The sequence below is a fragment of the Bacillus sp. EKM208B genome, from assembly GCF_011800725.1.
Lineage (GTDB): Bacteria > Bacillota > Bacilli > Bacillales > Bacillaceae > Bacillus > Bacillus velezensis.
On the sequence record NZ_JAANHO010000021.1, the window covers coordinates 1 to 12,499 of the forward strand.

General features: G+C 39.7%; 14 protein-coding genes and 3 pseudogenes. 11 read left to right on the forward strand and 6 right to left on the reverse strand.

Annotation, left to right across the window (positions count from 1 at the left end; translation table 11 throughout):
• Window positions 1-221 precede the first annotated feature (221 nt).
• The 4 genes from G9F75_RS19530 to G9F75_RS19545 form a co-directional block, all read right to left on the reverse strand.
• Complete coding sequence (locus G9F75_RS19530) at window positions 222-1,436, reverse strand: tyrosine-type recombinase/integrase (RefSeq protein ID WP_021494557.1); 1,215 nt, start codon at window positions 1,434-1,436, stop codon at window positions 222-224.
• Entirely contained in the window at window positions 1,423-1,953 is a 531-nt protein-coding gene (locus G9F75_RS19535) for an ImmA/IrrE family metallo-endopeptidase (protein ID WP_021494558.1), read from the reverse strand. The genes G9F75_RS19530 and G9F75_RS19535 overlap by 14 nt, the downstream gene beginning before the upstream one ends.
• A gap of 79 nt (window positions 1,954-2,032) precedes the next feature.
• Complete coding sequence (locus G9F75_RS19540) at window positions 2,033-2,638, reverse strand: hypothetical protein (RefSeq protein WP_021494559.1); 606 nt, start codon at window positions 2,636-2,638, stop codon at window positions 2,033-2,035.
• A 231-nt stretch (window positions 2,639-2,869) separates the two neighbouring features.
• The gene (locus tag G9F75_RS19545) at window positions 2,870-3,103 is read right to left on the reverse strand and encodes a helix-turn-helix transcriptional regulator (RefSeq protein WP_258030542.1); all 234 of its coding nucleotides are present in this window, start codon (window positions 3,101-3,103) and stop codon (window positions 2,870-2,872) included.
• Window positions 3,104-3,129: 26 nt separating this feature from the next.
• Here G9F75_RS19545 and G9F75_RS20200 point away from each other — a divergent pair.
• The 9 genes and pseudogenes from G9F75_RS20200 to G9F75_RS19585 all read left to right on the forward strand — a co-directional run.
• A pseudogene (locus G9F75_RS20200) lies at window positions 3,130-3,375 on the forward strand (hypothetical protein); the annotation flags it as partial.
• Window positions 3,314-4,132 (forward strand): annotated as a pseudogene (locus G9F75_RS19550) (phage portal protein); the annotation flags it as partial. The pseudogenes G9F75_RS20200 and G9F75_RS19550, both read left to right, overlap by 62 nt.
• Window positions 4,116-5,033, forward strand: a complete 918-nt coding sequence (locus G9F75_RS19555) for a phage head morphogenesis protein (protein ID WP_021494562.1) — start codon at window positions 4,116-4,118, stop codon at window positions 5,031-5,033. The pseudogene G9F75_RS19550 and the gene G9F75_RS19555, both read left to right, overlap by 17 nt.
• 43 nt (window positions 5,034-5,076) lie before the next feature.
• Window positions 5,077-5,808 (forward strand): hypothetical protein, encoded by a 732-nt coding sequence (locus G9F75_RS19560; protein ID WP_021494563.1) that lies wholly within the window; start codon window positions 5,077-5,079, stop codon window positions 5,806-5,808.
• 29 nt (window positions 5,809-5,837) lie between these two features.
• Complete coding sequence (locus G9F75_RS19565) at window positions 5,838-7,013, forward strand: XkdF-like putative serine protease domain-containing protein (RefSeq protein ID WP_021494564.1); 1,176 nt, start codon at window positions 5,838-5,840, stop codon at window positions 7,011-7,013.
• 29 nt (window positions 7,014-7,042) lie between these two features.
• Entirely contained in the window at window positions 7,043-8,011 is a 969-nt protein-coding gene (locus G9F75_RS20205) for a phage major capsid protein (protein WP_080656647.1), read from the forward strand.
• A 71-nt stretch (window positions 8,012-8,082) separates the two neighbouring features.
• Window positions 8,083-8,361 carry a hemolysin XhlA family protein gene (locus G9F75_RS19575; protein WP_103527204.1) on the forward strand — a complete coding sequence of 93 codons (279 nt, stop codon included), beginning with the start codon at window positions 8,083-8,085 and terminating at the stop codon, window positions 8,359-8,361.
• Between the two features lie 12 nt (window positions 8,362-8,373).
• Entirely contained in the window at window positions 8,374-8,637 is a 264-nt protein-coding gene (locus G9F75_RS19580; protein ID WP_021494566.1) for a phage holin, read from the forward strand.
• 54 nt (window positions 8,638-8,691) lie between these two features.
• A complete protein-coding gene (locus G9F75_RS19585) occupies window positions 8,692-9,636 on the forward strand; it encodes an N-acetylmuramoyl-L-alanine amidase (protein ID WP_021494567.1) in 945 nt (314 codons plus the stop codon).
• Between the two features lie 46 nt (window positions 9,637-9,682).
• On the opposite strand, the gene G9F75_RS19590 is transcribed toward G9F75_RS19585, so the two are convergent.
• Window positions 9,683-10,006, reverse strand: coding sequence for a hypothetical protein (locus tag G9F75_RS19590; protein WP_021494568.1), 324 nt, complete (start codon window positions 10,004-10,006; stop codon window positions 9,683-9,685).
• Between the two features lie 123 nt (window positions 10,007-10,129).
• Between G9F75_RS19590 and G9F75_RS19595 the strand changes: the two genes are divergently transcribed.
• Entirely contained in the window at window positions 10,130-11,254 is a 1,125-nt protein-coding gene (locus G9F75_RS19595) for an amidase domain-containing protein (RefSeq protein ID WP_021494569.1), read from the forward strand.
• 327 nt (window positions 11,255-11,581) lie between these two features.
• On the opposite strand, the pseudogene G9F75_RS19600 reads toward G9F75_RS19595, so the two are convergent.
• A pseudogene (locus G9F75_RS19600) lies at window positions 11,582-11,818 on the reverse strand (T7SS effector LXG polymorphic toxin); the annotation flags it as partial.
• Window positions 11,819-12,029: 211 nt separating this feature from the next.
• Between G9F75_RS19600 and G9F75_RS19605 the strand changes: the two are divergent.
• On the forward strand, window positions 12,030-12,499 hold a 470-nt coding region (locus tag G9F75_RS19605), incomplete at its 3' end, for a response regulator aspartate phosphatase (protein WP_185156497.1).

The following is a 12,499-nucleotide window of genomic DNA, read 5'->3' on the forward strand; positions in this document are numbered from 1 at the left end:
CCATGGTAAGGAAGAGGTCAGCGGTTCGAGCCCGCTTGGAAGCTTATCTAAATACGTTGATCTGAAGCAGTTTCCGCGCGTTATGGAACTGTTATTTTTTTGTCTAAAAATAGGTTGGGGACGAATTGGGGACGAATTATCAAATCGCACCTATTATCTTGCCCTAGTTTTTATATTTTTAGGCTGGGGACGAGTGGGGGACGGATTATCAAATCGGCCTTTTAACTTGTCCCAGTTTTTATATTCTCTGAGTAAATCATATTTCCAATAGCATCTGCCACCAATGCATCTGCCTGTCTGTTACTGTGAGTATATGTGTTTAAGGTTGTTTGTATATTTGAATGACCAAGTCTCTCAGAGATATCTTTTATATTTAAACCAGGTACTGTACCAAGCTGGTTAACTAACATGGTTGCATGTGTATGTCGCAAGTCATGCAGCCGTCCCGGCTTTATGTTATGTCTTTTAGTGAATTTCTGCCACCAGGTATTTGGAGATGTGGGATACTGTGGCTTACCGTTATCCGCTCCAAACAACATGAGTTTATTTTTGTCTTCTTTCCATCCAACCCACAGCTCACCTAATAGAAGTCTGTTTTTCTTTATCTCCTTTAATAAAATATAAGCTTCCTGCATAACAGAGGCCGGCAATGTAATCGTCCTAGATGACTTATTTTTCGGAGCCTTAAATCTGTATCCGTGTTTCTTTGTATATTGCAAAGACTCATCAATTCTAACCTGATTCGTGTCAAAGAATAAGTCAGATTCATCTATGGCTAATAACTCGCCTCTACGAAACCCTCCAGTAATTGCAAATTTGATAAACACCCGATTTCTCAGAGGAGCATATTCATCGAGCAGATGAAAAATATGATTGATTTCTTCTTCTGTATATATTTCATATTCTTTATATTCTTGTTTTGGCCGCTTAACATTTAAAGCCGGATTTTCACCAATTATCTTCCACTCAGCAGCTCTTCCCAATATGTCTCTAATAATTCGATAACGGGCATGAATACTTGAAGATGAGATTTTTTCATTACTCTTTTTGTAGTCATCTAAAAAATTCAGAATATGGATTGGCTGAATATCTTCTAAATGCATATCACCAAACCATGGCCTAATTTCTTTACTCATTATATAGTTATAGGTTTCAATTGTTTTCCCGTCGAGGTGACTCATTGCATATTTGTTTTCCCAGTCATCTACAAACATATTGAATGTTCTTTTTTGGGGCTTTATATAAGTGCCGGCTTCAATTTCAGCCTTGAATTTATACCATTCACTTTCTAAAAAAGTCCTAAGTTTTTTTGGTGATTTTAATAATTTTTCATCTTCAATCCTAATAGACTTTTTTTCTTTTTTTCTTTTTCCTTTAGTCCCTACCTCAACAATGAGACGGTACGATTTTTCTCCTCTTTTCTCAATACTCGGCATAGACAAACTTCTCCTTTTCTAATTTTTGAGTTAGGAAAGCATGATATTTAAAACTGAATAGCTTACGAAGATACATATCCAGGCGTGTCTCTGCGAATGGATACGTAACTTGAAATAAGTTGGATATGTAGGTTATTGCCTCACGTTTGGTGGCCGGTAAAACGAGATTCTTTAACATAAAAGTGGGAACTGCGAAGTGATACATAAAAGCATTTGCCTGATTCTCCTGCAGCTCTCTAAATAGGGATGGGATCTTGTATTGAACACCGACATGATTAATGTGATGGCAGAGTTCATGGCAAAAATCTTCCCATTGCTTCTTTTTAGAAATACGGGAATCAAGGATAATACAAGCCATCCCCAGTAATTTCACAGCTACACTCTTTTCATTTTTGTAGTAAATTAATATCTTTAATCGATCTGCGATTTTTTCTAAGTCTCCAGCTCCTGGCTCAGTAATTCCTATACCGGAATAAATAGATCTAATTCTTTCTTCAAGTAATGATAGTTGAAACAAAATAAATCCTCCTGCAGTAACTACAAACCTATGTTCGGTTTTTTTGTTTAAAAGAAAAGCCTGAAAAAGCAGGCTCATTTTAATGCTCTAAGTTAATCTTTATATCCATCTTATCCCCTAGTGCTGTAGCATTCTCATCGCTTGGGGATGCAACCCTTAGACGAATTGAATCTAAATTTTCTATATCCTCTTCATTTTGAAAGATATAAAAAACAGATCCACTGTCTTTCACTTTCCCAATATACTCTCCGAGAAGGTCGTCACTTTCATCAAGAGAAGGTTCCTCAACTTGTACTCCGGTGCTTGTAGCAAGTTTTATACTATCTGGTGTGAAATTTACTACTCCATCAGATGTATTCTTCGCTTCCAGTTCAAGTTCAATAAAAGGCGTTTTCTCATTAGCCACCGCTGCAATTACTCTTTTCACAGTAAGTTGCATAGGGCCGGATTTAGCTGTGGTTTCTTTATTGCTTATGGCCGTTACTTTTGCTGTTCCACCATCAATTTCATATACATCTCCAACTTCGTTGGGCCCGTTTTCGGAAATATCCTGACTCTCCGACGAGCTGTTATCAGGAACACTGTTTTTGTTCCCGGAAGATGAAGAAGACTCTTCACTATTTTTGCAGGCTGTGAGCAACACGAGCGAAGCAATCAATAGCAAAGTCCCCAACCTCTTAAACAATTTTTGTCCCCCTTTTGATTTTCTTTATATCTCAATCAATTTACTTATTAGTGAACAGTTTATTTTACAGTACACGCTTACCGCAAAGCCTTGGTAATTCTACGTTTTCACGGGGCTGAAAATTTTTAATTTAACACTTAATTTTCTTTTTGTTAAACAAATGCTAAACAAATGTTTTACCAGAAGAAGAATTAAGAAGTTAAGAATTAAGAAGTGAAGAATGATAGTCTGCTATTCATCGAACCCTTTTTTGAGAAGATACTCTAAAAGCTCTTTCGCTTGTTCCTTGGTGATTTTTCCGTCACGGCCAGCAATTAAGGTTTCAGGGTCATTTAAGAGTTCATCTATCTTTGAGTCATGGGAGTCACCTTTTAGAAGGTAGTCTGTAGAGACATCCAATACTTTAGATAAACTAATAATTTCTGAATCAGTAATAGGGCGAGTACCTTTTTCTATACGGTTCATAACAGCATAATTTAGGTTTACACGCTTTGGCCAGTAACTCTGTTTTCATACGTTATGATGAACCTTACTATATCTCTGAACGGGATATCATCTTAATGCAGTCGTTCCCGTTGGATTATGATTTCATGGGCGCTAACACCCAGTATGTTTGTGGAATGAGTGTCCCGCCTATCATTATGGAAAAAATTTCTAAGCAAATTCTTAACCAATGGTTATATTGTCAATCTATACGGCGCCCGCAAAGCAGAAGAGCTGAATTTCATGTACTTTAAACAGGGCCGGCATGTTCCCGCTGCTATTACGATCGAGAACGGAATGCTCTCGGAGGATTCGTATAAACAGCTGCAGGACTATATGAACGGCCTTGAAGGCGTGGAAAACTCACATAAATTTCTTTTGCTCGAAGCGGAAGGGATAGCCAAAGGGAAGAATATTCATGGTGATGAAGAAATCGTACCGGTCAAAGTGGACATCAAGTCACTGGCCGAGATTCTTCAGGAAGATGCTTTGTTCCTGGAATATGACCAAAAGAGCCGGGATAAAATCCGCTCTGCTTTCCGATTGCCGCCGCTCTATACTGGCGAAGCCCAGGACTATAACAAGGCGACAGCTGACACGGCCAGAAAGATTACTGAAGAGCAAGTCTTTCAGCCGGAACGAAATGTACTTACCGGCAGACTGAACGCGTTATTTTTAAATGATCTTGAAATTCATAAAGTAGAGCTGCAGTTGAAAGGCCCGGACTTTCAGGATCCGCTTGAAATTGCAAAAGTGCTGACTCCTTTCATTACGGCTGGTGCTGTATCACCTAACGATCTGAGGGATCTGGCCGGGCGCGTGCTCGGCAAAACGCTTGAGGAATGGCCGGAGGAAGAATACAATCGGCCAATTGGTAAGAACGAATCAACACCTGCTGAGGATCCTTTTACGGCTCTGTTTAAATCCAAGGGCGGCACACCGGATGTGATCGGGGTGTTGAAAGATATGCGAGATGTGTTGGAGGATTTGAAGAATGAACAAAACAGATAAGCTGCTGGCCAGTATTAACTCATTTATTCAAAAAGCCGAGGAAAGCGAAGGCCAGAAGTTTGTGGAGACGATTCCTGACTTCCCCGGCCTCTCTAAGATACCCCGTTACGTAGAGGATTATGAAAAAGGCATCGCTAGATTGCTCAGGAGCCAGCGTAAGAGGTTTTTAAAAGGATTGAACGGCTTTGTAAGCAAAGCTGATTCAGAGACGTTACAGGAGCTTCTGGTGTTTTGTACGCAGAACCTTTTCGCAGAGGATGATTTTCAGGAAGAGTTCCAGGAACTGACCGAGGATTTTCTGCAGCAGACGCTTGAAGAGCTGGCCGCTGTCATAATGGATTCAATCGATCCTGAAGTTCCGTTCAAAGTTCTTTCCGCCCGCTCGATCGACTGGATCAAGGATTGGTCAAAGAGATTGGCCGAGATTATGCAGCTCAACACACATGAGGCGGTGGAAACGGTGCTGACAGAAGCCATTGACTCAGGCTCATCTATCCAGGAGATTGAACTGACTCTGAAGGACATGCCGCATTTCGATAGACCGAGAGCCCGGACGACGGCCATAACCGAGGTGCTTGCCGCTTCCTCTGCAGCTCAGCATGAATCTTATGCACAGTCCCCGGCGGTATCTAAGAAGAAATGGAGGCACAGCGGAGGGAAGAAGAACAATCCGCGTGAGAATCATATAGACCTCGACGGCAAAATTGTTGGTGTTGATGAAGAATTCAAGATACCAGGAAGCAGCGAAACCTGTATGTATCCGCGAGACACGAAGCTTTCCGCTGCTGAGCGGGTTAGTTGTCACTGCGTTCTATCGCCTGTAGTAGATAACGAGATTTTAGGGTTGTCAGCTGAGGAAAAAGAAGAGATTCGTGGAAAAGCCTTAGCAAACATGGAATAAAATAGTATAATGTCCTCATTACGTTTAGAGAATGAGGTATATTATGGATAATCAATGGATGATGCTAACAGTAAGTATTTTAAAAGAAGGATCCAAAGCTTTATATGAATTGCTTAAAATGATTCTAACCTCTTGGCCCTTGGCGATTGTTTTAATTGTGCTATTACTTAAAAAAAGTTTAAATGAGTTATTATTAAATAGGCTAATTACACTTCGAGTAGGCGGTGTTGAATTAGAAATAGCAAAACTTTTTGAGAGCATTGATAAAAACTTAGAGGAAACAAATGAAGTTCTTAAGAATGACGATGAGTCTTCAGAACAAATAAAAGTTGAGTCTTCAGAACAATTAAAACCTGAAGAAAAAACAGAAACAAGTAATAAAACAAAAACACTTAAATTTCAGGGACGTTTTAAAAACAAAGCTGAGAAGGTGAGAATTAAATCTCTAAAAAATCCTGCATATGGTATGAGATATGTATATGATTTGTTTATTAAAGAACTCAATAGTATTCAAAAAGAATTAGGTCAACCCAATGAATATCCGGAAGTTTCATATTTTGTTATTTCTTTATATAACAATAACTTGGTAAAAGATAATCTGGTTGAAGCTATAATGGACCTGCTTGCTTTAGGTGAAATAGCGATGGGGAATCAAAATTACTTATCTCTTAAGCATTCGATAAATGATTTTACTATGAGAGATGCACAAGATTATTTTAGCAAATGCAGTCAATCACTTATACAATTAAGATTACAATTAAAATTATTAGAATAAAAAACTTCCTGAAGGGAGGTGAAGAACAAATGCCAAGAGAACTGATAAACGCAAAAATCACACATGTTTCTTATGTAGACAAGGCTGCTAATCAAAAGCAGTTCTTTTTTATGAAATCAGAAAAACAGCCGGACTTTCAAAAGGAAGTCAAGGTCCTTGCAAAAGAAGCAGACGAGCAAAAACTCGTTTACGGTATCGTTTATGAACCGGACACAGTGGATGCTCACGGGGATTTCATGACAGCTGCAGAAATTGAGAAGGCCGCTCACGGCTTCCTGAAAGATGCTCGTGAAATTGACAAGCAACATGACTTTCAGGGCGGCGTTGGTGAAGTGGTTGAATCTTATGTCGCTCCTGCTGATTTTGAAATGAATGGTGAAACCATCAAAAAAGGATCTTGGGTCCTTGTGACAAAAGCCTCCGAGGAAGTATGGGAGGAAATTAAGAAAGGCGAGATTACCGGTTATTCAATGGCCGGCATCGCGGATATCGCAAAACAAGAAGAAAAGCCTGTTTCTCCAGAGGACAACCACGAGAAAGGGCTTTTTAATTTGGTCAAAAACTTTTTTAATGCCAGTGTGGCCAAGGGCGCGGTTCGGGACAAATATGACGAGGGGCGCCAACGCCGTGAGTTTTGGGCCGCACAAGATGCGTTAAACTCAGCTTTATTCAAATGGGACTATCCCGGAGAGATGGAAAATGACCCTGCAAAAATCAAAGAAGCTCTGCAAGACTTCGTGGATATCGCTCAGGATGTATTGATTTCCGATGACATTCTAAAAGCGATCGGGCCGAAGCCGGAAGAGCTGCAAAAGGCCGGACGGAAATTCTCGGCTTCAAGCTTACAAGAAATTAAAAGCGCTCATACCGCTCTCGGCAACTTGCTGAGTCAGGTGGAGACGGAAGGAGAGGAAGAAGAAATGAACGCAGAGGATGTAGCAAAATCCATCGAAGCAGCGTTAGAGCCAATTCAGAAGCGGCTCACGGAATTGGAAAAAGAGGAAGATCCTAAAAAGAAGAAAGACGAGGAAAAAGCAGCTGAGGAAGAAGAGGCTGAGAAGTTTAAAAAAGCCATCACAGACGCTGTTCAACCGCTCGCTGATCGTATTGATGCCATTGAAAAAAGCCGCGGCGTTTCAAAACAAGAAGAGACCACGCAGGAAACCGCAGATGTTAAAAAATCAATCTGGGCCGGCCTTCTTTAAGCAGAAGCGGCAAACACAAGGAGGATCACATGAGAAATCAAGAGGTAATTGAAAAGGCAGAGATGACGCTTGCCAGCTTAAAGAGCGGCGGCATGATGAACCCAACACAGGCAAATGCATTTATTCGAATGGTTCAAGATGCGCCGACTATCTTAAATGAGGCGCGTGTCATTCCTATGGATCATGATACGCAAAAAATTGAGAAGATCGGGTTTGGGCAGCGGATTCTCAGGGCTGCCCAGGAAGGTGTTTCGCTGACAAAAGATCAAAAGGTTGCTCCGACAACAAGCACTGTCAGCTTGAGCACAAAAGAAGTCATTGCAGAAGTAAATATCACCTACGACACACTTGAAAACAACATTGAAAAAGAGGGACTGCAAAATACAATTATGCAGATGCTCGCTGAACGTGCGGCCGTTGATATTGAAGAGCTGTTAGTAAACGGTGATGCGGCATCTTCAGACTCATATCTCGCGCAAATAGACGGAATTCGAAAGCAAGCCACATCTCATATTGTGGATGTAGCGGATGTGAAGATTCGGGATTCAGTCTCAATTAAATCAGAAAAACCACTCCCGCTTGAATTTACATCAAGCAATGTAACCAAAGAAGGTCGCTTAAAGGTAGAAACCCAAGGAATCGCGATTAATCCGGCTGATTTTGAAAGTGTACAGGCTAAAACAGCCGATATTGTTTTTCATGACAAAGTGGAGACCCCGGGTGAGGGAAATATTTTGAAAGTCGGTTCCTTTAAAACATTATTGATTGAAGTCTATGGCACAGCTGTTACAAGTGAATTGAAGTTCTGGGGGAAATCTCTTTCAGGAACAAAACGCCCGCTGCGCGGCCAAAAAGTTGACGATGGCACCCTGGCTATAAGCACAGTCGGTAAGTCAGAAGCTTGGACTTTTGATATTACAGGATTCAAAGAGATCGTGATGGAGATTACCGCTTTAAATAATGGGAACTTTTCCGTAAAAGGGACAGCCGTCTCATAAAATAGCGGCTGTCCTTTTTAATTGCCTCATACAGGAGGTGAAAACGATGTAATAAAAGGGGGGGCGTACTAATGTCAGAAGTGACGGAGGTACCAGATGTGCATGTATTACAAAAAGAGATAATGGAAATGAAGACAGGTCAGAAAGCAATCGAACAGCGCGTAAATGTTCTTGAACGCGTTTCCGATAGGCAAGACCAGCAGATCATGACATTAAACGAAAAACTCAACAAGATCGAAGAGAACACAACTTGGATCAAGCGCACAATCACTGGCGCTATCATTACAGCGGTATGCACTGGCATTATTGGCGGCGCAATCGCTATTTTTTATACTGTTTTGCAGAGATAAGGAGGAAAATATATGAAAAAATTTGACAAAGGCACGGTCGTCCGGACGGTGCTTCTTTTAATTGCGCTTATTAACCAAACAATGCTGATGTTTGACAAATCACCTTTGGATATCACAGATGCACAAGTGAATCAGCTTGCTGATGCGCTGTACACTGCCGGCTCTGTAATATTTACTATCATCACTACGCTTGTAACATGGTTCAAAAACAACTATGTGACTGAAAAAGGTCATAAGCAAAGAGCCGTTTTAAAACAGCACGATTTGACCAAGTAAGGGCTGCGTTAGGCGGCCTTTTTATATTTCAAAACAGAATAGGAGAGATTTTTCATGACAATTGCAGTCAAAAAAAGAATGGTAGAATCTGAGAAATATGCTCTGAAATGTCCGAATCCGATGACGCCGGAGTACATCACCATTCATAATACGGCAAACGATGCATCAGCCGCCAATGAAATCAGTTATATGACTGGTAACACTGAATCGACAAGCTATCATTTTGCTGTCGATGATATAGAAGTGATTCAGGGAATTCCGCTGAACCGGAACGCATGGCACTCTGGCGACGGTACAAATGGGATCGGGAACCGTAAGTCTATCGGTGTGGAAATCTGCTACAGTAAGTCAGGTGGCGCACGATACCGGGCAGCAGAGGCGCTGGCTATCAAGTTTGTAGCGCAACTTCTTAAAGAGCGCGGATGGGGCGTTGACAAAATCAGAAAGCATCAGGACTGGAACGGAAAATACTGCCCGCACCGCATTTTATCTGAGGGACGCTGGGACCAAGTGAAGGCGGCCATTGCTGCAGAATTAGAACGTCTTGGGGGTAAAAAAGCACCCAAACCACCAAAAACAGAAACCAAGACAGGCGGGACGACGTACATCGTCAAGAAGGGCGATGCCCTTTCTGTCATTGCACAGAAAACAGGCATAAGCATGGCAAACCTTCAGAAATGGAATAACATCAAAGACCCGAATAAAATCACAGTTGGCCAAGTGCTGAAGCTTACAGGATCATCCGGCTCTTCTAAGCCGTCATCCAGCGGTAAAAAATACGTTTACCTTCCGGCTTCTGCCGATTCATGGCGCATCTATCCGACTAACAAAGCTCCGGCTAAAGGGAACGAAATAAACTATTTGCGTCCAAAAAAATTTGGCGGACTTAAATACGATATTCTTGCGAACCCGCAAAAGGATGTCTACACGATCAAGACAGCTCAGTTCGGAAAGGTAAATATCTATGCTGCGAAGTCCACAGGCGCAACTGTAAAATAAACGAAAGTAAAAAAAGGCCCTCTCTATGAGAGGGCCTTTTAACTAATTAAGGTGCTGTTCCGCAATCGACTTTGTATTCGTCCTCCGTTACTTGCTTTGAATAACAGAGATAAGGAGTTTGACCAGTTTCACTTTTCCAAGCATTAAATAACATCAAAGAATAAAGACTTCCTGATGATTTATCACTTTCCCTTTTTTGAAGGATTGTGAAATAGCTTTGATAAGGGTATCCCATTTTATAGATTTCGTGTCTTATGGCTCCTCTTTCTGAAGAAGTATTGAACAAAACTGGTGAAAGGGGAGGCATTAAAATTAATATGATTAATACTGTTGCTAAAATGGAAAGAAATATTTTGGTTATTTTTTTCATTTTTTCCTCCTGTTCCTTTTATTGTATTTGATTTTATGTTATATTATTACATGTATTTTATGCCATATTTCAATTGGTGTAAATGATCAAAGTTTCCTATATTCTGAAAACGTGGAGGGTGTTATGAAAAAAGTAGTGTTGACTTCTTTATTTTGCTGTCTGTTACCTTTACTGTTTTTGTCGAATCATGTATTTGCCGCAACTTCTGAAAATGAAGAAAAAGGTAAAACGTATGTATCGAATGATGTTGGTTTGAAAGAGCTTAATACAATGTTAGAACAACAAAAAAGAGATTTTGAAAACAATGAGCCACTTGCTCATAAAGATGTTTCAAAATTAACTGATTCTGATGAAGCTGTTTTATTGTTTTATGCTTTCACCACAGTTGACAAACAAAAGCTGCATGAATTCACATATGAAATTAGTGATGTCACTACTTATGAAGAAAACAATAAAACATTTGTAGAGGCCTATATTGCTAGAAACTTTGTTTTTGGTGAAGAAAAAGTAGATACAGGATTAGGAGACAATATTAAATTGGAAATTTCTAATAATAATGTTTCCAAGAAACACAGTCTTTCATCAGAAAGCAAAGTGACACCTAAGACAAAAAAATCTTCTGCGCTTCATTTTGAGAATGAAGGTGACAATTCGTCAAATATAAAATTGGACGAGTTTCTAAAGAATTACAAGCAAGAAGTTGAAGAAAATAAAGAACTGTCAACGCAACAAAAATCTGAACCAGCAAAGTTCAACGAGTCGGAAGTATCTGCATCAGCTGTAAAAGGGTATAATCGTTGGAAAGCCATGCAATATGCTGACAAATATGCTTTGTCTCCAAATAAAAATTATAAATATTATAAAAATGGAGACTGTACTAACTTTGTATCTCAGGCTTTAAGAGCGGGTTCAATGCCTTATTTTAAAGAGTGGAAGCCTTATACAAATGCATGGATCAATGCCGGTTCTTTTAGAAACTATATTTTAAAAGCTGGCGGCATAAAAATGAAAACTGTAAAAGACGTTTATTCGAACATTGCGCTTGGTGATGTATATCATTATGATACTCGGAATAAAGTAGGTCTTCCTTTTCCTGATGGTTGGATGGAGCACACCGCTATTGTTACTAGTCGAGCTAATTATAAGATTCTTGTGAGTTACCATACTACCAATAGACACAATGTTCCTAGAGAGTATTACACTTCCAAAGAGGGTGGAAAACGTTACGCAAGTAGCATCCGTATGTAATTAAGATTTTTGATTTGACGAAAATTATATGATTTGAACACGTGGTGGCGCTGTTGGACTTTTCATTTCCAAAATCGCCACCACTTTTTGTTTAGTGGCTGCATGATATATCAAAATACTCAAAAATAATCAATTATAACGATGGAAAAGGGTAAGTTAAAGAAGAAGCCACCATTTAACAATTGGCGGCTTTGTTGTTTTTATGTAATTTAGGCAGACATAACATTACTATTTTTATTTTGTTTTGCGATCATCATAATACTGGCAATTAACAAAAGAATACCTGGCACAAAATAAAGAGAAAAGGTATAAGGTGATGGAAATCACTGTTAGAAAAGAGGTTTTCATGTCGGTCAATTCAAGCCATTCATTGGTGATGCCTGCATGATCTTGAAATAAAGCTTTGATGTTATCAGCGCCTTTGCCCGAAAAATCATTGTCGCTGAGGTCAGCCATGCCTTGTAATGCTTTTTTTAGATTCGTCATTTGTCTGCGCAATTCTTTGTATTCGGTTGCGCGTTGCTTTGCGGCGGAAAGAAGAGTATCTGCTTCAAAAACTCTCATAATTATATCCTTTCCTAATGAAATTGTTGACTAAATTTTACCATGTTAAAAAGGAACATGATCAATAACATGTTTTGTTAAACTTAAATGATTCTTTAGAAATGAGTCTAAATAGCTACATGAAGCGAAACCGCAAAAATGATTGCGGTTTTTTTTCGTCCAAACATATTATGGAAATGTTAGAATATTATATAAAAGGAGGAGTGGCCTAGTGAGTTCTGTTTTACCATCATCGGAGGTTGGCGTTAAGATTAATGAATGGTACAAAATGATACGTCAGTTCAGTGTTCCGGATGCGGAGATTTTGAAAGCGGAAGTGGAACAAGAAATAAATGAGATGGAAGAAGACGAGTATCTACTGATTTACTACACCCTCATGAAATTCCGCCATCAGCTTATGCTGGATTATTTAGAACCGGTGACTACCCGCGTGAGACTGACAATTGACGAGCTGCTGGAAAAAATTGAAGCATCAAATAAAGGAATTTCCGGCCTGCTGTTCTATTATTCTTTATTTTTCCGCGGCATGTATGAATTTGATCAAAAGCAGTATGTAAAGGCTATCGGCTTTTATAGAGAGGCTGAAAAACAACTCGTTCATGTGCATGATGAAATTGAGAGAGCGGAGTTTCATTTTAAACTGGCTGAAGCATATTACGGTATGAAACAAAGCCACGTCTC